At 61.5% G+C, this 21,631-nt stretch carries 19 protein-coding genes; 13 read left to right on the forward strand and 6 right to left on the reverse strand.

Annotated features, from left to right (window positions below; genetic code table 11):
• Positions 1-258: 258 nt before the first annotated feature.
• The 5 genes from pdxH to dinG all read right to left on the reverse strand — a co-directional run bounded on the left by pdxH (position 259) and on the right by dinG (position 7,988).
• On the reverse strand, positions 259-906 hold the full coding sequence (pdxH, locus tag AC4PS6_RS02000; RefSeq protein ID WP_019817843.1) for a pyridoxamine 5'-phosphate oxidase: 648 nt from the start codon (positions 904-906) through the stop codon (positions 259-261).
• 27 nt (positions 907-933) lie between these two features.
• Positions 934-2,085, reverse strand: coding sequence for an OmpA family protein (locus AC4PS6_RS02005; protein WP_336826880.1), 1,152 nt, complete (start codon positions 2,083-2,085; stop codon positions 934-936).
• A 144-nt stretch (positions 2,086-2,229) separates the two neighbouring features.
• Positions 2,230-3,375: a serine hydrolase domain-containing protein gene (locus tag AC4PS6_RS02010; RefSeq protein WP_492180633.1), complete on the reverse strand. Its 1,146-nt coding sequence runs from the start codon at positions 3,373-3,375 to the stop codon at positions 2,230-2,232.
• 82 nt (positions 3,376-3,457) lie between these two features.
• Positions 3,458-5,755: a beta-galactosidase gene (locus AC4PS6_RS02015; RefSeq protein WP_058410203.1), complete on the reverse strand. Its 2,298-nt coding sequence runs from the start codon at positions 5,753-5,755 to the stop codon at positions 3,458-3,460.
• Between the two features lie 88 nt (positions 5,756-5,843).
• Positions 5,844-7,988, reverse strand: a complete 2,145-nt coding sequence (gene dinG / locus AC4PS6_RS02020; RefSeq protein ID WP_130175126.1) for an ATP-dependent DNA helicase DinG — start codon at positions 7,986-7,988, stop codon at positions 5,844-5,846.
• Between the two features lie 99 nt (positions 7,989-8,087).
• On the opposite strand from dinG, the gene AC4PS6_RS02025 reads away from it, so the two are divergent.
• Positions 8,088-8,552, forward strand: coding sequence for a CopD family protein (locus AC4PS6_RS02025; protein WP_014717262.1), 465 nt, complete (start codon positions 8,088-8,090; stop codon positions 8,550-8,552).
• A 103-nt stretch (positions 8,553-8,655) separates the two neighbouring features.
• Here AC4PS6_RS02025 and AC4PS6_RS02030 read toward each other — a convergent pair whose 3' ends face one another.
• Positions 8,656-9,414: a collagen-like protein gene (locus AC4PS6_RS02030; protein WP_019817848.1), complete on the reverse strand. Its 759-nt coding sequence runs from the start codon at positions 9,412-9,414 to the stop codon at positions 8,656-8,658.
• Between the two features lie 179 nt (positions 9,415-9,593).
• Between AC4PS6_RS02030 and AC4PS6_RS02035 the strand changes: the two genes are divergently transcribed.
• From AC4PS6_RS02035 to AC4PS6_RS02090, 12 genes are all read left to right on the forward strand, one after another.
• Positions 9,594-10,091: a DUF6231 family protein gene (locus AC4PS6_RS02035; protein WP_014717260.1), complete on the forward strand. Its 498-nt coding sequence runs from the start codon at positions 9,594-9,596 to the stop codon at positions 10,089-10,091.
• 4 nt (positions 10,092-10,095) lie between these two features.
• Complete coding sequence (locus AC4PS6_RS02040) at positions 10,096-10,566, forward strand: YchJ family protein (protein WP_003189238.1); 471 nt, start codon at positions 10,096-10,098, stop codon at positions 10,564-10,566.
• Positions 10,567-10,587: 21 nt separating this feature from the next.
• Positions 10,588-11,070, forward strand: coding sequence for an LEA/WHy family protein (locus AC4PS6_RS02045; protein ID WP_032873061.1), 483 nt, complete (start codon positions 10,588-10,590; stop codon positions 11,068-11,070).
• A complete protein-coding gene (locus AC4PS6_RS02050; RefSeq protein WP_003189235.1) occupies positions 11,067-11,267 on the forward strand; it encodes an SEC-C metal-binding domain-containing protein in 201 nt (66 codons plus the stop codon). The genes AC4PS6_RS02045 and AC4PS6_RS02050 overlap by 4 nt, the downstream gene beginning before the upstream one ends.
• A gap of 275 nt (positions 11,268-11,542) precedes the next feature.
• Positions 11,543-13,984 (forward strand): penicillin acylase family protein, encoded by a 2,442-nt coding sequence (locus AC4PS6_RS02055; RefSeq protein WP_336826878.1) that lies wholly within the window; start codon positions 11,543-11,545, stop codon positions 13,982-13,984.
• Positions 13,985-14,561: 577 nt separating this feature from the next.
• Complete coding sequence (locus AC4PS6_RS02060) at positions 14,562-15,566, forward strand: ligase-associated DNA damage response exonuclease (RefSeq protein WP_014717257.1); 1,005 nt, start codon at positions 14,562-14,564, stop codon at positions 15,564-15,566.
• Positions 15,563-17,197, forward strand: coding sequence for an ATP-dependent DNA ligase (locus AC4PS6_RS02065; protein WP_336826877.1), 1,635 nt, complete (start codon positions 15,563-15,565; stop codon positions 17,195-17,197). The genes AC4PS6_RS02060 and AC4PS6_RS02065 overlap by 4 nt, the downstream gene beginning before the upstream one ends.
• 224 nt (positions 17,198-17,421) lie before the next feature.
• Entirely contained in the window at positions 17,422-18,201 is a 780-nt protein-coding gene (locus tag AC4PS6_RS02070; protein ID WP_014717255.1) for a transporter substrate-binding domain-containing protein, read from the forward strand.
• A 57-nt stretch (positions 18,202-18,258) separates the two neighbouring features.
• Positions 18,259-18,987, forward strand: coding sequence for an ABC transporter permease (locus tag AC4PS6_RS02075; protein ID WP_014717254.1), 729 nt, complete (start codon positions 18,259-18,261; stop codon positions 18,985-18,987).
• Positions 18,984-19,694, forward strand: coding sequence for an ABC transporter permease (locus AC4PS6_RS02080; protein WP_003189226.1), 711 nt, complete (start codon positions 18,984-18,986; stop codon positions 19,692-19,694). The genes AC4PS6_RS02075 and AC4PS6_RS02080 overlap by 4 nt, the downstream gene beginning before the upstream one ends.
• A gap of 9 nt (positions 19,695-19,703) precedes the next feature.
• Positions 19,704-20,822 carry a succinylglutamate desuccinylase/aspartoacylase family protein gene (locus AC4PS6_RS02085; protein WP_032903244.1) on the forward strand — a complete coding sequence of 373 codons (1,119 nt, stop codon included), beginning with the start codon at positions 19,704-19,706 and terminating at the stop codon, positions 20,820-20,822.
• A 13-nt stretch (positions 20,823-20,835) separates the two neighbouring features.
• Positions 20,836-21,600 (forward strand): ABC transporter ATP-binding protein, encoded by a 765-nt coding sequence (locus tag AC4PS6_RS02090; RefSeq protein WP_014717251.1) that lies wholly within the window; start codon positions 20,836-20,838, stop codon positions 21,598-21,600.
• Positions 21,601-21,631 lie beyond the last annotated feature (31 nt).

Raw genomic sequence — 21,631 nt, forward strand, 5'->3', positions numbered from 1 at the left:
ACTCCAAAGGACAGGTATTCATTAAACGCTGTGGCTTGGCGCGTGTCACGGCGCACCAGGCAGAAACTTGCTTTCATTCAGCCTGAGTACAGACTGCCAGCACCAGAGAACTCGACGAACGGTAACCAAGCCAGGGTACGGAACGATGCCATAACCGGCTCGATCAGTGTAGCCGCACAGCCGAAAGCGTCCGAAGTCTCTTGAACAGAGACTTCGACGCAACGGTGTTGATTCAGGTGGGATGACGAAAGGTGACGCTCAGGGCGCCAGGCGCTCGCGGCACCATTGGCCGTCTTGCAAACGGTAGTTGAGGCGATCATGCAGGCGGCTGGCCCGGCCTTGCCAGAACTCGATGCGCTCAGGCAGTAAACGGTACCCTCCCCAATGCTCGGGGCAATCGGGCTGGGTATCGCTGAAACGCTCTTCAGTGGCCTTGAGCAGCGCCTGCAGCTCTTCGCGATCACGAATGACTTTGCTCTGCGGAGAGGCCCAGGCGCCCAGGCGGCTGCCCAATGGGCGCACCTGATAATAAGCATCCGACTCTTCAGGCGTGACCTTGGCCACGCGCCCTTCAATGCGTACCTGGCGCTCCAGGGTTGGCCAGAAGAAGGTCATGGCCGCAAACGGCCGCGCCGCGAGTTGTTCACCCTTGGCGCTCTGATAGTTGGTGAAGAAGGTAAAGCCCTGTGCATCCAGGCCCTTGAGCAGCAGGATGCGGCAGTGCGGGCGACCGTCCTGATCCACCGTCGCCAGCGTCATGGCATTGGCCTCCACTGGCGGCTGTTCAGTTTTCACCGCATCAGCAAACCATTGGTGGAACAACGCAAACGGCTCGTCCGGGGCCTGGGCCTCGCTCAAACCGTCCCGTGTGTAGTCACGGCGCATATCGGCCAGTGCCTGGGTCATGCGGCTTTATCCTTGTGGTTCAACAGCTCAGTTTTTCGCCTGGTCGTTCGAAGCGGGTGCCGCCTTGGCTTTTGCAGTAGCCGGCTTCTTGGCAGCCGGCTTGGCCGCAGCCTTTTTAGCCGCTGGCTTGGCCGCCGCTTTCTTGGTCGTGGCCTTTTTGGCAGGCGCTTTTGCCGCCGGTGCTGGTGCAGGCACATTCTGCACCGCGACCATTTCGGCTACGGGCGGGGTCTTGCCGGAGTTGTACTTACTCAGCAGTGCCAACATCGTTGTACGCTGAGTGAACATGATTTCCATGCGACGGTTCAGCGCACGCCCCTGATTGCTGTCGTTGGCGGCACGCGGCATAAGGTCGCCCATGCCACGCAGCATCAAGCGATCCTGTTTCAGACCACTCAGGCTGAAAATCGAGGCGATGGACTGCGCACGCTCCTTGCTCAACGCCTGGCTGGCGGGAGCACTGCCAGTGGCATCAACGTGGCCCAGCACCAGTACGGCGGTCTTCGGGTCAGCTTCAACAGCCTTGGCCACCCGCGTGAACGGGCCCAGGGTCACCGGCAGTAACATGGCCGGGCGCTTCGGGTTGTAGGAACCGTCTACCGGAGCAATCACTACCAGGGTGTTGTCACGGCGCTCCAGTTGCAGGTTGCTGTCCTTGATGGCCGCACGCAGGCGTGGTTCGTATTCGTCCAGCCAGGCTTGGGTGACTTTCGGGTCAGGCATTTGTACGTTGGTCACATCGACCTTGGCCAAAGGCTTTGGCTTGCTTTCGAACGGCCACCACCAGCGCGGCTCGCTGTCGGTCTTGGCGACGACAGGCGCTGCGTCCGAGGCCGGCGTTGCCGCCTTAAGGTCGGCTTTCAGGTCAGCCTTGGCGTCGGCGGCTTTTTCTTCGGCGGTCTTGGTGGAAAACGGCCACCAGCTGTAACCGGTGTCGGCTTTGGCGGCCGGGGCAGCGGCAGCAGCGGTGACAGGTTCAACAGGCTTGGCACCGGCGGCCGGCTTGGCGTCGGGTTTGGCATCCGGCTTGGCGTCGGTCTGGGCCACTGGATCCTTGGTTGCAGCTTTGTCAGATCCAAATGACCACCAATGCCCACCTTCGGCATCATTTTGTGGAGTTTGTGCACAACCCGTAATAGTGAGGCACAGCGCCAGTGCCAAAGACTTGTTCGATAACATGAGATATCCACAAAATGAGAAAAAACCAGGGGGGTCGCGGGACCCGTTAAACAGACGCTAAAAGAACATTCAAGTTACAACATGTCGTTCAGCATCTTTTTTATACTTGCCTTTGTAACAAAAAATTGTGAAACAGCAAGGGGTTTATAGACAACCGGCCAATATTCCGACCAACTTCTGGGCCCGCGGGTCCATAAGTACGTAAGGCCCCAGGGTATTAGTCACGAAACCGAAGGCTACATCATGTTCAGGGTCGGCAAACCCGACTGATCCCCCTGCCCCGGGATGCCCGAATGCACGTGGCCCAAGGCCGAACGTGGCATTGGGCAACTGCGGTTGATCCAACATGAAGCCCAGGCCGAAACGGGTTTGGGTCAATAAGGTTTTATCCAGCCCGATACTGTGCTCGCGGGTCAATTGTTCGAGCATGTCGCTTTCCAGCAAACTACCGTCCAACAAACCACTATAAAACCCGGCCAGGCTGCGCGCATTACCGTGGCCATTCGCCGCAGGCTGCTGCATGCGTCGCCATTCGGGCTTATTAGTGCTGGTCAGAATAGACGGTGGGTTGGCAAATGCACGGGTAGTCATCGCCGCAGGCTCGCGCATCATTACTTGAAGTAACCGTTGCGCGGCTTCATCACCGATAGTGCCTTTGCTGCGTGCGATATGGGCGACGCGATAAAACTCTTCATCCGCCAGGCCCACATGGAAGTCCAGCCCCAAGGGGCGTGCCACCCGCGCCACAATCGACTCCCCCGGCCCGCGCCCATCGGCGCGGCGCAACAGTTCGCCAACCAGCCAGCCATAGGTGATCGCTTCATAGCCATGGCCTTGGCCCGGTGTCCACCACGGGGCCTCCGCCGCCAGGGTATCGACCATCAATTGCCAATCGTACAGGGCCTCGGTGGGCAGCATTTCGCGGATGGCGGGCAGCCCGGCCTGGTGGCAGAGCAACTGGCGCAGCGTGATCGCGTCCTTGCCAGCAGCGGCAAACTCCGGCCAGTACTCGGCTACCGGCGCATCGAGCTTGAGCTTGCCTTCGGCCACCAGTTGCAGGGCAGTCACTGCCGTGAAGGTCTTGGTGCAGGAGAACAGGTTGACGATGGTATCGCTGTGCCAGGCTTCGGCACCGTCCTTGTCGGCAGTACCGGCCCACAGGTCGACGACGGTTTGCCCGCCAATCTGGATGCACAGCCCGGCACCACGCTCCTGAGGATCATCGAACAGGGCGGCGAAGGCTTCGCGCACCGCTTCGAACTGCAGCTCGTAATGACCCTGAATCTGCACCTAAGTCCCCTCGGAAAACACCATGAAAATTGGTCGCCATTCTTTCAGCCATTGTGGGTTTTGTGAACCCGCCAACGATGAATCAATGCCCATTCCCAGCATGCCCGCCAGGGTGCCCGGCGCCCTGCCCCGCGCCTTTGCCGTCACGCCCAGGTTTGGCGGCGTCACTCTCACGCGTCGCTTGGGTGGCCTTGGCTTTTTGCGCCTCACGGCCCAACTGGTCGAGCGCGGCCAGGTTGCTCTTGCGCACCGTCTCGACAAAGCCCTGGAAGGGTACATCGGTGATGCCGACCAGGCCGAAATGGCCGTTTTCACCATCCAGCAGACGCCCGGTGACCGGCTGGTCCAGGTACTGGAACCAGTGCACCCCGACAATCGACGGCTCGGCCACCGCCTGCTTGAGGAAGGCAGAGTACGCCGCGCCGCGGTCCTCTTCGCGGGCCAGTTGCGTCACGCCGCCCCAGAACGGGCCGCGGTCGGCGGAGCCAAAGTTGAATTCGGTGATCAGTACCGGTTTGTCCAGCGCACGCAGGGCGGCGAAGTCATAACCGTCCTGGGGTTTCAAGGTGTACATGTTGAAGCTCAGCACGTCGCAATACTGCGCGCACGAAGCGACGGCCTCGGGCGTGCTCACCGCAAAACGGCCGCCTAGCAACAGCTGGTTGGGTGCGTGCCACTTCAACGAGTCGGAAATGGTCTTGAAGTAAGCATCGGCGAAGGTCTTCTGGAAATACTTGAAGTCGGCTTCGATCTCCGGGTGTTCAGGGCTGGGCATCGGCGGCTCAAAGCCGGGATCTTCCATCAGCTCCCAACCGGCCAGTTGAATGCCCCAGGCTTTGGAAAGGCCCTCTTCATTGCGGTATTTATCGCGCAGTTGCTTGAGGAAGGCGCGCTTGGCCGGCACGTCGGTGGTCATGCGCAGGGTGCCGTAGGCCAGGGCGTAACGGGATTTTGCATCCTCGCCGGGGCCGGCCCAGGCCAATTCGTTGTCGGCAAAAAAACCGATCAACCACGGGTCGTCACGATGATCGCGGGCCGCGATGGCCACGGCGCGTTCGGTGGCCATGGCAAAACGCGGGTCGAACGGGTCGGGCATACCGCCCCACCAGTCGGTGCCGGTACTGATGCTGGCATAGTCACCGACAATCGACAGCGGCAAGGTGTACGGCACGCGGTCGGCAGTGGCCAGGTCCGGATCGCTCCAGTTGCCGACGGTGTTAAAGCCCCAGGCTTGCAGGCGATCGAGGGTATGGGTCACCCAGCGTGGCTGGTCCAACGCGTCACCGCCGTAAGTGCGTTGCAGGTTGGCGCCGTAGAAATCGTACCAACGCCCTGAGCCAAAGCCGCGACCTTCGCCGGCGCCGTTGCCGGTGCGGCTGTCGTCGCTGCCGTAGTACTTGTCAAAGGGTTCGCCGGCCTTGGGCAGCGCCGCGAACATCCACTCGCGCCCCGCCACGTAGGTCTGGCTGTTGTCCGGCGCCACGGTGTTCACACCCAGGGAGTAGAACGGATGCCCGTCCGGCGTCACCAGGTACCAGCGGCCGTCGCGCTTCTGGGTGCGGAAAAAGCCGCTGGCGTCGAAGGCCGGGCCCTTCTTCCAGCCACCGTATTGATCCAGGGAGGACTTGTCCCGCTCGGCCAGCCAGGTCTTGAGCTGCTGTTGTTCCTTGGCGGCCGATGCCTTGAGTTGCTCGTCGTTGCTGACCTTCTCCGGCCAGCGCGCGCGGTTGGATTGGCCATAGGCATCCACTAGTTCAGTGTAGGCAGCCTTCAATACTGGCTCGCTGTCCTGCACGCCAAAGCGCTCCAGCAGGATACTTTGGGCGGCATTGGGCTTGAGCATCGACAGGGTCACCGAGACCACCTGGCTGCGGTCGATTTCGCCGGCGCTGGCGGCCAGCAATACCCGTTGGCCATCCACCGTCATCGGCATCGGCGGGCCGGCCTTCATGCCCTGGCTCAGGGGAGCGTTGGCTTGCAGCGGGACGAGCAACGTCTGGGCCGGGCCGGCCGGCAGGTCGATGCGGCTGACGAGCGTCTTGCCGTCGGCGCTCTGCACCTTGACGTAAAGGGTCAGCGCCCAGTTCATCGCGCTCTGGATACGCAGGCTCATGGCGCTCGATTGCGACCAATCCCACGTCCCCGTCTGCGGGCTGAGCACCAGGCTCGGCTCGGCCGCTGGGTTGAAGGTGATGCGGCGCAGCACCTCGCCTTCGGGGGTTTGTTCGGCGTTGTATTGCGGCAGGCTGGCGTCCTGGGTCGCCACCTTGACCACATCGGCAGGCCGGACGAAGTTGAACAGCGTTTGTTGCCCCTCGGGCGCCGCCATCAACGGCGCAGCGAACAGCAGGGCAAAAAGAGCGGGCAGCGTGCGGATCATACGAACAAGGTTCTCCCAAACGGCCGATGACTGGCCTGATGATAGTGATGAGATAGACCACAGAGTGGGCGAATCCGCCCACGGTGGCTTAAGAAATTTCGCGCCTGAACGGCGGCAAGGCATTGAGGATCGCCTTGCCATAGCGCTGGGTAACCAGGCGACGGTCGAGCAAGGTGATGGTGCCGCGGTCTTCTTCGGTACGCAGCAGACGCCCGCAGGCCTGCACCAGCTTCAGTGAAGCATCCGGCACCGAAATTTCCATGAACGGGTTGCCGCCCCGGGCTTCGATCCATTCGGCCAGTGCGGCCTCGACCGGGTCATCCGGCACCGAGAATGGGATCTTGGCTATCACCACGTGTTCGCAGTAGGCACCGGGCAAGTCCACGCCTTCGGCAAAGCTGGCCAGGCCAAACAACACGCTGGAATCCCCACCGTCGACCCGCGCCTTGTGCTTGTTCAGGGTTTCCTGCTTGGACAGGTTGCCCTGGATAAACACTTGCTTGCGCCAGTCGCGGTCGAGGCCGTCGAACACGTCCTGCATCTGTTTGCGCGACGAGAACAGCACCAGGGTGCCGCGGGAGCCTTCCACCAGAGACGGCAAATCGCGAATGATCGCCGTCGTGTGCGCCGCCGCGTCCCGTGGGTCGGCCTTGAGGTCTGGCACCCGCAGCACGCCGGCGTCAGCGTGATGAAACGGGCTGGGCACCACGGCGGTGACGGCTTTTTTCGGCAGGCCGGCGCGCATGCGGAAGCGGTCAAAGGTGCCCAGGGCCGTCAGCGTGGCCGAGGTTACCAGGCAGCCGTAGGCGACGTTCCACAGGTTGCGGCGCAGCATTTCAGCGGCGAGGATCGGGCTGGCGTTGACCTCGATATCGAACAACGCACCGCTTTCCGACAACGTCAGCCAGCGGGCCATGGGCGGGTTGTCTTCCGGGTCTTCGACGGTAAAGGCGGTCCACAGCTCCCAATTGCCTTGGGAACGAGACAGCAAACTGCCGAACAAGGGATACCACTCTTCGGCCTGGTTGCTGGCGATGCCGATATTGACCTCGCCATCCATGCCTTCCTTGAGCAAATCCGTCAGGCGGGTGAACAGGTCGGTCAGGCGTGAAAAGCCTTTCTTCAGCTCGATGCCCATTTCGCGCATGTGCTCGGGAATCATCCCGCCGACAAAACGGTGGCGCGGGCGCTCTCGGCCTTCGACGTCTTCACCGGGCTTGAAGTCCGCCACCTGCTCGCAGGCGCTGAACATGAATTGCTGCTGGGTCTTGATCTCGCGCGCCAGCTCCGGCACTTGCTCGATCAACTTGCCCAAGTCGCCGGGTAACGGGTGCTGGGCCAGCAACTTGGTGAGATTCTTGGCAGTGGTTTCCAGCCAGTCGGCCGTGGAACGCAAACGGGTGTAGTGGGCGAAATGGCCAATGGCCTTGTCTGGCAGGTGGTGGCCTTCGTCGAAGACGTAGAGGGTGTCGCGGGGGTCGGGCAGTACCGCACCGCCGCCCAGGGCCAGGTCAGCCAATACCATGTCGTGGTTGGTGACGATGACGTCCACCTTGCCCATGCCTTCGCGCGCCTTGTAGAACGCGCACTGGCCGAAGTTGGGGCAATGGCGGTTGGTGCATTGGCTATGGTCGGTGGTCAGGCGCGCCCAGTCGGAGTCTTCTAGGGCGGTGGGCCAGCTGTCGCGGTCGCCGTCCCATTTGTTGCCGGCCAGCTTCTCGATCATGCTGGTAAACAGCTTCTGGCTGGCCTCATCCACCTCGATCTTGAAGCCTTCTTCTTCGAACAAGGAGGCAGTGGCGGTTTGGGCGTGGCCTTCCTGCAGCAATACGTCGAGCTTGGACAGGCACATGTAGCGGCCACGGCCCTTGGCCAGGGCGAAGGTAAAGCTCAAGCCGCTGTTGCGCATCAGGTCGGGCAAGTCTTTGTAGACGATCTGCTCTTGCAGCGCGACGGTAGCGGTGGCGATCACCAGGCGCTTGCCAGCAGCCTTGGCCGTAGGGATCGCAGCCAGGCTGTAGGCCACGGTCTTGCCGGTACCGGTACCGGCCTCGACGGCCACTACCGCAGGCTCACCCTCGCGGCGGCCTTCGTCGTCGGTGTCGATATCCCCGAGGACTTTTGCCACTTCGGCGATCATCAGGCGTTGGCCGTAGCGCGGTTTCAAGCTCTTGGCTTCGAGAAAACGCGAATAGGCGCCCTGGATCGTGGTTTTGAGTTCAGTGCTGATCATGGATAGTCGGGCGCAAAAAACGCTGGATAAATTTTCAGTGGTTCGGATCGGCCGCTATCATACCCCGCTAATTAATCCCGCGCAGAACGGAGTACCACAATGACCGCGTTTAGCCTCGCTTATACCCTGCATGTACTGGCCGCCTTGATCTGGGTCGGCGGCATGTTTTTCGCCTGGATGATCCTGCGCCCCGCCGCCATGGCGGCGCTTGAGGGCCCTGCCCGGCTCAAGCTATGGGCAAATGTGTTTCAACGTTTTTTTGTATGGGTATGGGTGGCGGTGGTGCTTTTGCCGATCAGCGGCATTGGTTTGCTGCAACTGCGTTTCAGTGGTTTTGAGACCGCGCCGCGTTATGTGCAGGTAATGATGGGGTTGTATCTGGTGATGACGGCGTTGTTTATCCGCATCCAGGCGTTGAAGTTCCCGGAGCTGAAGGCCGCGGTGGCGGCTGAGAATTGGCCGGCGGGCGCGGCTGCGCTGGGGCAGATTCGCAGGTTGGTGGGGATTAATTTGATCGTGGGGTTGGTGGTGGTGGCGGTGGCTTCGGCTCGGCCGATGTTCTGAGGCGAGCCTTACACCGCTATCGCGGGCAAGCCCGGCTCCCACACTGGAATGCATTCCAAATGTGGGAGCCGGGCTTGCCCGCAATAGCGTCAGGCCAGGCGACTCAGAGCCGCTGGATAGTCACAGACCCCGCAGGCCCAGCCGGCCCCGGTTGCCCTTCCAACCCTGGCCGGCCCTTTTCGCCGCCGTCCGCGCGGTACACCAGGCAGCCCTTGGATTGCCCGCCCTTGCCGGGTTTACCCGCCACCCCAGCCAGGCCGCCCGGCCCGCCATCGACCCAGACCTTGATCTGTTCAGCCGGGAACGCCTGCGGCAACTCCAGGCGTACCTGGGCGCCCGCCGCCCCTGGCCGGCCATCGCCGCCGTTATCGCCATTAAAGCCGCGCCCGGCTGAACCCCAGGTGCAACCCGGGTCCACGCCGTTGGCACCGTCCAGGCCCGCATATCCTTGGGCGCCAGCGCCGCCACGGGCATCCACCGACAGCGCTTGGGCAGTCAGCGAGTTAATGCGCAAGGTCAGGTCACGCCCAGCTTTGGCGGGTTTTTCGTGGGTGCCGGGGGCGCCCCGTGAGGTGATCTGGCTACCGTGCTCCAACTGCGCCTCGCGCACTTGCATTTGCAAGGCGGTATTGCCGGGCACAATGGTGATGCGTGCGTCGCGCCCCAAGTGCAGCTCATCCACCGTGACCTGGCTGATAGTGGCCGGAATCAGCAAGGTGCCGTAGTCCGCTACGTCCAGGCGTTCAAGCTGCAACACGCTGGTGCTGCTGGGCAGGCGCATCAAGGAATTGGTTTCGACACTGACGCTCTGGGCCAGGGCAACGGGGCTGACCAACAGGGCCAGCAGAAAAACCTTACGCATCATGGGGCTCCTGAGTGTTTTCAAATTTTTCTTTGAGCGCACAGTAACGACTTCTACCGGCGATTTGCCAGTGAAGGATCAAAAAACTTCAGTTCTGCCTCGGTGGGTATCGACCGTCGCGCTCTAGGCCCACGCGCCTAGCCGCGCTAGTCTCTACGGTCTTGATGCGAGGATCTGCAATGACCGCTGGAATTTCTGCCCGTACGCCCCAACACGCCTTGGCGGCCCTGCTGGACCTTCACAGGCCAAAACGCCTGTTGTTAGTGGGCGCCAGCCAATTTCCGGCGCTGGATGCCTTCAAAGCTGCGCACCCGGACACCGAGGTGTTCTATGCCGCGCCAGGGCCGTTGTCGGAAGACCTCGCGGTGCAGCGTTTTGACCTCGCGCTGGTGGTCGACTGCCTGGAGCACCTGCCCAAACCCCAAGGCCTGACCTTGCTCGGTGGCATTCGTAACCTCAACGCCAGCCGCATTGCGGTGCTGGTCGACCTGAGTGCCTGCGACTGGAAGGACACCGACTTTTTCTCCCTGGCCCTGCAAGCCGGTGAACGCTTCCAACGCGATGATCAGGTACTCACGCTGTTTACCTATGATCTGCTTGACTATAAACAGGTGCCGGACTGGCTCAACGCCCGCTTCTGGGCCAACCCGGAAAACTTCGGAAAGTATTGGTGGTAACCCGATGAGTACATCCATTTGCCCGTGTGGCAGCGGCAATCTGCTGGATGCCTGCTGCGGCCATTATCACGCCGGTCACCCGGCCCCCTGTGCCAGCGCGTTGATGCGTTCGCGCTACAGCGCCTATGTGCTGGGCCTGGTCGATTACCTGGTCGCCACTACGCTGCCTGCGCAACAGGCCGGCCTGGACCGCGACGCCATTGCCGCCTGGAGTGCCCAGAGCACCTGGCTGGGGCTGGAGGTTGAAAGCTCCGAGGTGTTCGGCGGCCAGCCGGAACACGCCTTTGTCACCTTTACCGCGCGCTGGCATGACGCTACCGGTGAACATAGTCACCGCGAGCAGTCTTCTTTCGTACAGAATGAAGGGCGCTGGTACTTCATCGACCCTACGGTAGAAGTGAAGGCCGGACGTAACGATGCCTGTTTGTGTGGCAGTGGGCAGAAATTCAAGAAGTGCTGTTCCAGCTACTTCTAATGACTCGACGGGGATAACGCCATGCTTCGGATGTATAGCTTGATACTGGCGTTGACCCTGGGCCTGACCGGCTGCGCGTCCTGGTTCGAAGACGACGCGCCGCCACCCCACGTTTCCCTGGTCAAGGTCGAAGTGGTACGGGCCAAGCTGCTGGAACAGAAATTCAAGCTGTACTTTCGCGTGGACAACCGCGACGACGCCGACCTGACCGTGCGCGGCCTGGTCTACAAGGTCAGCCTGGGCAACCTGGTATTGACCGAAGGCGAGTCCAACGAGTGGCTGACCGTACCGCCACGCAGTCATAAATTCTTCAAGGTCTCGGTGCGCACCAACCTCTGGCCGCAGGTGCGCGAGGTGGTGCAGATGTTGAAAAATCCCGACGAGCCCGTGCCTTATCGCCTGGAAGGCGAACTGAAAACCGGATTATTCATCGGTAATGACGTGCAGGTGGCACACAATGGCGAGATAATCCCCGGCGATTTTATTCCGGAGCAACATCGATGACACAGCAACCCCATGTCCACGGTCCTGACTGCAACCACGATCATGATCACCATGATCACGACCACGGCCATGTCCACGGCCCGAACTGCGGCCACGCTCATCAAGAGCCGGTGCGCAATGCGTTGAAGGACGTCGGTCGCAACGATCCTTGCCCGTGCGGCAGCGAGAAGAAATTCAAGAAGTGCCACGGCGCTTAAACCGTACTGAAGATCAAAATGCCGGCGGCCCCCCGCCCCAGCCTTGATCCAAGGTTGCAGGCGATCAAATGTGGCAGCGGGCTTGCTCGCGAATGCGTTCCGTCAGTTGATACAGACACTGACTGATACACTGTTTTTGCGAGCAAGCCCGCTCCCACACAGGTCTGCGCCTGACTCAAGTTCTAATGCTTAACCCAAAACTCCCGCTTGCGTCGTTTCGCCGCGCTCACTAACGTAGCGCCTTTACTGACGCTACCCCCCGCAGGAGCTTTGCCATGGCCTCGCCAGCCCTCTTACATTTTCTTCCCCGGTTCGGCGTTGCCGCGGCAGTGGTCAGTGCCTTGGGCCTGGCCGGTTGCCAGCTCCAGAACACCCAGGACACCCTGCCGCCCGTTGCTGGCGTGCAGCCAATCAAGGGCCTGGCACAGAATGTGTCGGTGCGCCGCAATGCCCAAGGCATGCCGCTGATCGAAAGCAACACCTTCCACGACGCACTGTTCAGCCTCGGTTACGTGCACGCCAGCGACCGCATCACCCAGATGGTCACGCTGCGCCTGCTGGCCCAGGGCCGTCTGGCGGAAATGTCGGGGCCGCAAGTGCTGGACGTCGACCGCTTCATGCGGGCTGTCAACCTCAAGAAAAGCGCTGGCGAGTTGTACAACGCCTCGTCGCCGCGCCTCAAACGCTTCTTTGAAGTGTATGCCCGAGGCGTCAACGCCTACCTGTTCCGTTATCGCGACAAGTTGCCGACGGACCTGGCCCAGAGCGGCTACAAGCCCGAGTACTGGAAGCCGGAAGATTCGGCGCTGCTGTTCTGCCTGCTCAATTTCAGCCAGTCGAGCAACTTGCAGGAGGAGCTTTCGGCCCTGGCGCTGGCGCAAAAGGTCGGCGTCGACAAACTCGCCTGGCTCACCCCAAGCGCACCGGACGAACCCGTCCCGCTGGCCGAAGCCGACAAGCTCAAAGGCGTCAACCTGAGCCAGATCACCGGCCTCGCCGGGCTAGAGACGGTGGGCCAGCAATTGCGCAGCCTTAATGCCCTGGGCGTCACCACCTCAAGCAACTGGGCCATTGGCCCGCAACGCAGCCGCAGCGGCAAGAGCCTGCTGGCCAACGACATCGCCGCGCAGCCACAAGCACCGTCGCCGTGGAACTACGTGCAGATTCGTGCGCCCAAATACCAGGCTGTCGGTGCTTCGATTGCCGGCCTGCCGACCCTGCTGTCGGGTTTCAACGGCAAGGTCGCGTGGAGCATGAGCGCGGTCAAGGGCGACACCCAGGACCTATTCCTCGAGAAGGTCAAACGCCAGGGCAACGCGCTTTACTACGAGAACAACGGCAAATGGCTGCCGGCCGGCGTGCGCAACGAAACCTTCTTCATCAAGGGCCAGCGCTCGATTCGCGAAGTGGTGTACGAAACCCGCCACGGCGCCCTGCTCAACAGCAGCCAGGCGCTCACCAGCGGTCTAGGCCTGGCTTTGCAAACCGCCGACTTCAAGGACGACAAGAGCCTGGATGCGTTCTTCGACCTGTCCCGCGCACAAAACGCCGGCAAGGCCTCGGATGCTACCCGCGAGATTCGCGCCATCGCCCTGAACATGATCTTCGCCGACGCCAGCAACATCGGCTGGCAGGTTACCGGCCGCTTCCCCAACCGCCGCGAAGGCGAAGGCCTGCTGCCATCGCCGGGCTGGGACACGCGCTTTGACTGGGACGGCTACGCCGACGCGATGCTGCACCCGTACGACCAGGACCCGGCCCAAGGCTGGATCGGCACCGCCAACCAGCGCACCGCGCCGCGTGGCTACGGTATGCAACTGTCCAACGCCTGGGATGCACCGGAGCGCAACGAGCGCCTGGCGCAACTGGCCAACGCCGGCAAGCATGACAGCCGCAGCCTGATTGCCATGCAATACGACCAGACCACCCTCTTCGCCGCCAAGCTCAAGGGCATGTTCCAGGCACCCGGCATGGCCCAGCCCCTCAAGCAGGCCATCGAGGCCCTGCCGGCAGCGGAGCGTGCCAAGGCCCGCGAAGCACTGGAGCGTCTGATGGCCTTCGATGGGCGGCTGGCGACCACCTCGGCTGACGCGGCGATCTATGAATTGTTCCTGCAGGAAAGCGCCCGGCAGATCTTCCTCGACAAACTCGGCCCGGAAAACAGCGCCAGTTGGAAAGCCTTCGTCAGCAACGCCAGCCTGTCCTACTCGGCCATCGCCGACCATCTGCTGGGCCGTGAAGACAGCCCGTTCTGGGATGACACGCGTACACCGCAAAAAGAAGACAAACCCGCGATCCTGGCCCGCACCCTGGCCGCCGCCATCACTACTGGCGACAGCCAACTGGGCGCCGATCACAAGGCCTGGCAGTGGGGCAAGCTGCACAGCACCACATGGAAAAACACCAGCGGCCAGGTCCTCCGCGGCCCCTTTGCCAGCGGTGGCGACCACAACACCTTGAACCCGGCGCCCTATAGCTGGGGCCAGGACTTCAACGCGACCCAGGTGTCGGCGCTGCGCATGATCATCGACTTCGGCCAGGCGGAACCAATGATGGGCCAGGGCGGCATCGGCCAATCCGGCAACCCGGCCAGCCCGAACTATGTCAGCGGCATCGACCCGTCGTTGAAGGCGCAATACCTGAGCTTTCCGATGCAGCCGCAGAACTTTGAAAAGGTGTATGGCAAGACAAGGTTGACCCTGACGCCCGGTAAGTAACCGGGCTTCCTTGACGAAACCGGATAACGCTGTGTGGCTTGCTGCGATAGCAGCCGACGGTAACCACGATGCGAAGCGAGTCGCTCTTGATCTGCTTTTGATTTTGATCTTAAGCGCCCCGTCAAACCACGCTGGCCGGAATTCGACAGGGATTTTGGGGGTAAACCGGCAGGGATGCCGGTTTAGCCGCCCCGCGCCATGGATGGCGCGTGGCGGCGGCCCCCCAAATCACTGGCGGATTACGGGCACACCGAGCCCAAGCGAGGTGCCGAGTGGTGGGGCAAGAGCCCTTTTGGTTACTTTTGGAGCTCTTTTCCAAAAGTGACCCGCTGTAAAAGCGGAACCGTAAGTGGCCGTTACCGCAGAAATGGATATGTACACGGATAACAGCTTCGGCTGTCAGGCCGTCATCGCAGGCAAGCCAGCTCCCACAGTTGGATCGTCAGGTGTCAGGTAGATAGGTGTCGGCTTCTAGGCCAACATCGAAGGCAAGCCCACCTTTGCAACCTGCATTCAGATAGAACTTCTGCACCCAGCCCCGCCTCATAACTAACAAGCCCACCGCCCCGGCACCCCCATGGACCTTGTCATCGCCCGCCCCGAAGGCCTCTACTGCCCTGCCGGTGATTTTTACATCGACCCCTGGCGCCCAGTAGAACGTGCAGTCATCACCCACGCCCACGGCGATCACGCCCGCACCGGCAATCAACACTACCTGGCCGCCGCCCCCGGCGAAGGTATCCTGCGCTGGCGCCTGGGCCAGGACATCAACCTGCAAACCCTGGCCTATGGCGAACGGTTGGTGCATCACGGCGTGACCTTGAGTTTTCATCCAGCCGGGCATGTTCTGGGCTCGGCCCAGGTGCGCCTGGAATACCAGGGCGAGGTCTGGGTGGCGTCCGGCGACTATAAGGTCGAGCCCGATGGCACCTGCGCACCCTTCGAACCGGTGCGTTGCCACACCTTTATCACCGAATCCACATTCGGGCTGCCGATTTACCGCTGGCAGCCTCAGGCGCAGATTTTTGCCGGGATCAATGACTGGTGGAAGGCCAATATCGCCAGCGGCAAAGCCAGCGTGTTGTTCTGTTATTCCTTCGGCAAGGCCCAACGCATTCTCCATGGGCTGGACGCCAGCATCGGCCCGATCCTCAGCCACGGCGCGGTCGAGCCGTTGAACCGGGTGTACCGCGAAGCGGGCATCTACATCCCCGAGACCCTGTATGCCGGCGACTTCAAAAAGACCGACCCACTGCTGCGCCAAGCCTTGATCATCGCCCCGCCCTCCGCCGGAGGCAGTACCTGGATGCGCCGCTTTGGCGACTACAGCGACGCCTTCGCCAGCGGCTGGATGCGCTTGCGTGGTACCAGACGGCGACGCGGTGTGGACCGTGGCTTCGTGCTCTCGGACCACGCCGATTGGCCCGGCTTGTTGTGGGCCATCGAACAAACCGGCGCACAACGGGTAATGGTCACCCATGGTTCGGTCGGTGTGTTGGTGCGTCACCTGCGGGAAAAGGGCTTGGATGCCCAAGGCTTCAGCACCGAATACGGCGATGACGAAGAAGAGGCTACTGCATGAAAGCCTTCGCCGAGCTGTACGCCAACCTCGACGCCACCACTTCCAGCAATGCCAAGCTTGCGGCTCTGCAAGCCTACTTCCTGCAGGCGCCGCCAGCCGATGCGGCCTGGGCGGTGTACTTCCTCAGCGGCGGGAGGCCACGGCAACTGGTGCCGACGCGCCTGCTACGGGACATGGCCACCGAAGCGGCCGGCATCGAACCCTGGCTGTTCGAAGAGAGCTACCAGTCCGTAGGTGACCTGGCCGAGACGATCTCACTGCTCCTGCGAGAATCCACCTACACATCCGAAGACGGCCTGGCCGTGTGGCTGGAAGAAAAACTGCTGCCCCTGCGCGGTCTGCCACCCTTGGACCTTGCAGACCGGCTGCCGGCGCTGTGGGCGCAACTGGACCAACCGAGCCTGATGGTGTGCATCAAGTTGATCACCGGCAGCTTTCGGGTGGGCGTATCCAAACTGCTGGTGACCCGCGCCCTCGCTGCCATGGCCGACCTCGACAGCAAGCGCGTGGCGCAGCGGTTGGTGGGCTACACCGATTTGTCGAACCGTCCCACAGCCGAAGGCTACCTCAAGCTGATTGCCGCCGAATCATCCGACGAGCACGCGCAACGTGGCGGGCAACCCTATCCGTTTTTTCTGGCTCACGGGCTGGCGCAACCGGTGGAGCAATTCGACACCCTGCTCGGTTCACCCGCCGATTGGCAGGTGGAATGGAAGTTTGATGGCATTCGCGCACAACTGGTCAAGCGCGAGGGCCGCCTGTGGGTCTGGTCTCGCGGGGAAGAGTTGCTGACTGAACGTTTCCCTGAACTCCACAGCCTGGTCAGTGGCCTGCCCGATGGTACGGTGATTGATGGCGAAATCGTGGTGTGGAAAGACTCGGTGCAACCCTTCGCGCTGCTGCAACAGCGCATTGGCCGTAAAACCTTGAGTAAAAAAGTTCTTGAGGATGCGCCAGTGGCGGTGCTCGCGTACGACCTGCTGGAGTATCAGGGCGACGACTGGCGCAACCACACCCAAGCCGAACGCCGTACCCAATTGGAACAGGTCATCGCTGCGTGCAACCAACCGGTGTTATTGCCCTCGCCCTTGCTGGAAGGCAAGACCTGGGCAGCCTTGGCCGAGCAGCGCGACGCCTCTCGCAGCCTGGGCGTGGAAGGCATGATGCTCAAGGATCGCAACGGCCTCTACGGCGTGGGCCGCACCAAGGACATGGGCCTGTGGTGGAAGTGGAAGGTCGACCCCTTCAGCGTCGACGCCGTGTTGATCTACGCCCAGCGCGGCCATGGCCGGCGCGCCAGCCTCTACAGCGACTACACCTTTGCGGTATGGGACGGCCCGCCAGGCAGCGAGCGCACTCTGGTGCCGTTCGCCAAGGCGTATTCCGGGCTGACCGACGAGGAAATGCGCAAGGTCGACGCCATTGTGCGCAAAACCACAGTGGAGAAGTTCGGCCCGGTCAGCAGCGTGACGCCGAGCATGGTGTTTGAGCTGGGTTTTGAAGGGATTGCTCTGTCCAAGCGGCACAAGAGCGGAATTGCGGTGCGGTTTCCGCGGATGCTGCGCTGGCGCCAGGACAAGGCGGTGGAGGAAGCGGACAACCTGGCCACGCTACAAGACCTGTTGGCCTGATCCACCTCCCACCTTCTTGATAAATGAAAGATCCAGAATGGTGCACTGGAAATTCCATGCCCATTTTTGGGCACCGCCTACACTTGGAACTGCCTTACCCCACCGTTTAAAAAGCCCATCCGGAACTATGGTGCAGAAATTGCTACTTGTGGTGGGTCTGACACCGTTCAGTAACAGTCCTAATCGCGCCACAAGCGCTTATCTTGGTTTCCAGGGATTACCTAATGAAAAAAGCATTGCTGACCCTTTCTGCACTGGCTCTGTGCATGGCTGCTGGTGTTGCTACAGCCAAGGAATACAAGGAATTGCGTTTTGGTGTCGACCCTTCCTACGCACCGTTCGAATCCAAGGCCGCCGACGGCAGCCTGGTGGGCTTCGATATCGACCTGGGCAATGCGATCTGCGCAGAGCTGAAGGTCAAGTGCAAGTGGGTCGAAAGTGACTTCGACGGCATGATCCCGGGCCTGAAAGCCAATAAATTCGATGGCGTGATTTCGTCGATGACCGTGACTCCAGTGCGCGAGAAGGCCATCGACTTCTCCTCCGAGCTGTTCTCCGGCCCGACTTCGCTGGTGTTCAAGAAAGGCGCTGGCTATTCGACGCCAGAATCTCTCAAGGGCAAATCCGTGGGTTATGAGCAAGGCACCATCCAGGAAGCCTACGCCAAGGCCGTACTGGATAAAGCCGGGGTGACCACCAAGGCTTACGCCAACCAGGACCAGGTGTACGCCGACCTGACCTCCGGGCGCCTCGACGCTTCCGTGCAGGACATGCTGCAAGCCGAACTGGGCTTTCTCAAGTCGCCCGCCGGTGCTGGCTATGAAGTGAGCGCCGCTATCGACGACCCGCTGCTGCCGTCAAAAACCGCCATCGGTATCAAAAAAGGTAACACTGAACTCAAGGCGCTTTTGGATAAAGGTATCAAAGCGTTACACGATGATGGCACCTACGCCACTATCCAGAAGAAACACTTTGGCGATCTGAACCTGTACAGCGGCAAATAATGCCTGGGGCGCCCTGCTTCGGGTGGGGCGCTTTTTTATCGCCATAGGTCCTGATTTATGTTCGAAGATCTGTTGCAAACCCTCGGGCTGAGCGCATTCAGCCTGAAGGGTTTCGGCCCGCTGTTGCTGCAAGGCACCTGGATGACCATCAAGTTGTCGGTGCTGTCCCTGGCCGTCAGCGTAGTGCTGGGCCTGCTCGGCGCCAGCGCCAAATTGTCCAGCCTGGCCATTGTGCGTATCCCCGCCCAGCTCTACACCACCCTGATTCGCGGGGTACCGGACCTGGTGCTGATGCTGTTGATTTTCTACAGCCTGCAAACCTGGCTCAGTGGCTTTACCGACTTTATGGAATGGGAATACATCGAGATCGACCCGTTCAGCGCCGGGGTGATCACCCTGGGCTTTATCTACGGTGCGTATTTCACCGAAACCTTTCGCGGTGCGATCCTCGCCGTGCCCCGTGGCCAACTCGAAGCCGCCACCGCTTACGGGCTCAAGCGCGGACAGCGGTTTCGCTATGTGACCTTCCCGCAGATGATGCGCTTTGCGCTGCCGGGCATCGGCAATAACTGGATGGTGATGCTCAAGGCCACCGCACTGGTGTCGATCATCGGCCTGGCAGACTTGGTAAAAGCCGCCCAGGACGCTGGCAAGAGCACCTATCAATTGTTTTATTTCCTGGTGCTGGCGGCGCTGATCTACCTGTTGATCACCAGCGCGTCCAACTTTGTCTTGCGCCGACTTGAACGTCGCTACTCCGCAGGCGCCCGGGAGGCCGTGCGATGATCGAGCTATTGCAGGAATACTGGCGCCCCTTTCTTTATAGCGACGGCCAGCACATCACCGGTCTGGCCATGACCTTGTGGCTGCTCAGCGCCTCACTGGTCATCGGCTTTCTGGTGTCGATCCCGCTGTCCATCGCCCGCGTTTCGCGCAAGCGCCTGGTGCGTTGGCCCGTGCAGTTCTACACCTACCTGTTTCGTGGCACGCCGCTCTATATCCAACTGCTGATCTGCTACACCGGCATCTACAGCCTTGCCGCTGTACGAGCACAACCGGTGCTGGATGCGTTCTTTCGCGATGCGATGAACTGCACCCTCCTCGCCTTCGCCCTCAACACTTGCGCCTACACCACGGAGATTTTCGCCGGGGCGATCCGCAGCATGGCCCACGGCGAAGTCGAGGCGGCCAAGGCTTATGGCCTAAGCGGCTGGAAGCTGTACGCCTACGTGATCATGCCTTCTGCGTTGCGACGCTCGTTGCCCTACTACAGCAACGAGGTGATCCTGATGCTGCACTCGACCACCGTGGCCTTTACCGCGACGATCCCGGATATCCTCAAAGTGGCCCGGGATGCCAACTCCGCCACCTTCATGACCTTCCAGTCATTTGGCATTGCCGCACTGATCTATCTGACGGTGACCTTTGCCCTGGTCGGCCTGTTCCGCCTGGCGGAACGCCGTTGGCTGGCCTTTCTCGGGCCGAGCCACTAAGGAGTTTGCATGCACCATCAGCTACATGACTTGATCGCGCCGGTGCCCGGCACGGCGCGGCAGATCCACAGTTTTCACTTCGGCCCGCAGCAGCCCGAAGGCAAGGTGTACATCCAGTCCTCCCTGCATGCCGATGAATTGCCGGGCATGCTGGTGGCCTGGCATCTGAAGGCGCGCCTGGCAGAACTTGAAACGGCCGGGCGCTTGCGTAGCGAAATCGTGCTGGTGCCCGTCGCCAACCCGGTGGGCCTGGAACAGGTATTGATGGATATCCCCTTGGGCCGCTACGAACTGGAAAGCGGGCAGAACTTCAATCGCCTGTTCGTCGATCTCAGCGAAGACGTCGGTAACCAGGTCGAAGACCTGCTGGGCGATGATCCCCAGCGCAATGCCCAATTGATCCGCAGCGCACTGTCCCACGCCCTGGCCGCGCACACCGCCCAGACCCAGTTGCACTCCCAACGCCTGGTGCTGCAACGCCTGGCCTGTGATGCCGACGTGGTGCTGGACCTGCATTGCGACTTCGAAGCCGTGGCCCACCTGTACACCACGCCCGAAGCCTGGCCACAGGTAGAACCGTTGGCGCGCTACCTGGGTTCGCAGGCCAACCTGTTGGCCACCGATTCCGGCGGGCAGTCTTTTGATGAGTGTCTCACCCTGGTGTGGTGGCAGTTGCAGCAACGCTTCGGCGAACGCTACCCGATCCCCATGGGCAGCTTGTCGGTGACCGTCGAGCTGCGTGGCCAGGGCGATGTCAACCACGGCCTCGCCGCGCTGGACTGCCAGGCCATCATTGATTATTTGATCCACTTCGGCGCCATTCGCGGCAATGCAGCCCCCTTGCCTGCCCTGGCCTACCCGGCTACGCCGTTGGCGGCGGTGGAGCCGGTGACCACGGCGGTGGGTGGCTTGCTGGTATTCAACGCCCTGCCAGGCCAATACCTGGAGGCCGGGCAATGGGTCGCCGACATCATCGACCCCATTACAGACCGCGTAACGCCTGTGCACTGCCAGCACGCCGGGCTGCTTTACGCCCGTTCGCTACGCCGCATGGCCACGGCCGGCATGGTGATCTGCCATGTCGCCGGCACACAGGCCTACCGCAGCGGTTATCTACTTTCGCCTTGAGGATGCATGCCCCATGTACAAACTGACCGTTGAAGGCCTGCACAAAAGCTATGGCGACAATCAAGTGCTCAAAGGTGTGTCGCTCAAGGCCAAGACCGGTGATGTGATCAGCCTGATCGGCGCCAGTGGCTCAGGCAAGAGTACCTTCCTGCGCTGTATCAACTTTTTGGAAACCCCCAACGATGGCGCCATGACCCTGGACGGCCAAGCGATCCGCATGGTTAGCGATCGCCAGGGCATGAGGGTGGCTGACGACGCCGAGCTGCAACGCTTGCGCACACGGCTGGCGATGGTGTTCCAGCACTTCAACTTGTGGAGCCACATGAGCGTGCTGGAAAACATCACCATGGCCCCCCGCCGCGTGCTGGGTTGCAGCAAGAAGGACGCCGAAGACCGTGCCCGCCGCTACCTGGACAAAGTCGGGCTGCCGGCGCGGGTGGCTGATCAATACCCGGCATTCCTCTCCGGCGGCCAGCAGCAGCGTGTCGCCATCGCCCGCGCCCTGGCCATGGAGCCGGAGGTGATGCTGTTCGATGAACCCACGTCGGCGCTGGACCCGGAGTTGGTGGGCGAAGTGTTAAAGGTGATCCAGGGCCTGGCCGAGGAAGGCCGCACCATGATCATGGTGACCCACGAGATGAGCTTTGCGCGCAAGGTTTCAAGCCAGGTGCTGTTCCTGCACCAGGGTCTGGTGGAGGAGCAGGGCTTGCCGGAGGATGTGCTGGGCAATCCGAAAAGCGAACGCCTGCAGCAGTTTCTGAGTGGCAATTTGAAGTAGGCGCGAGCTTGCTGTGGCGAGGGAGCTTGCT

The sequence above is a fragment of the Pseudomonas sp. DW-iso17 genome, from assembly GCF_058725345.1.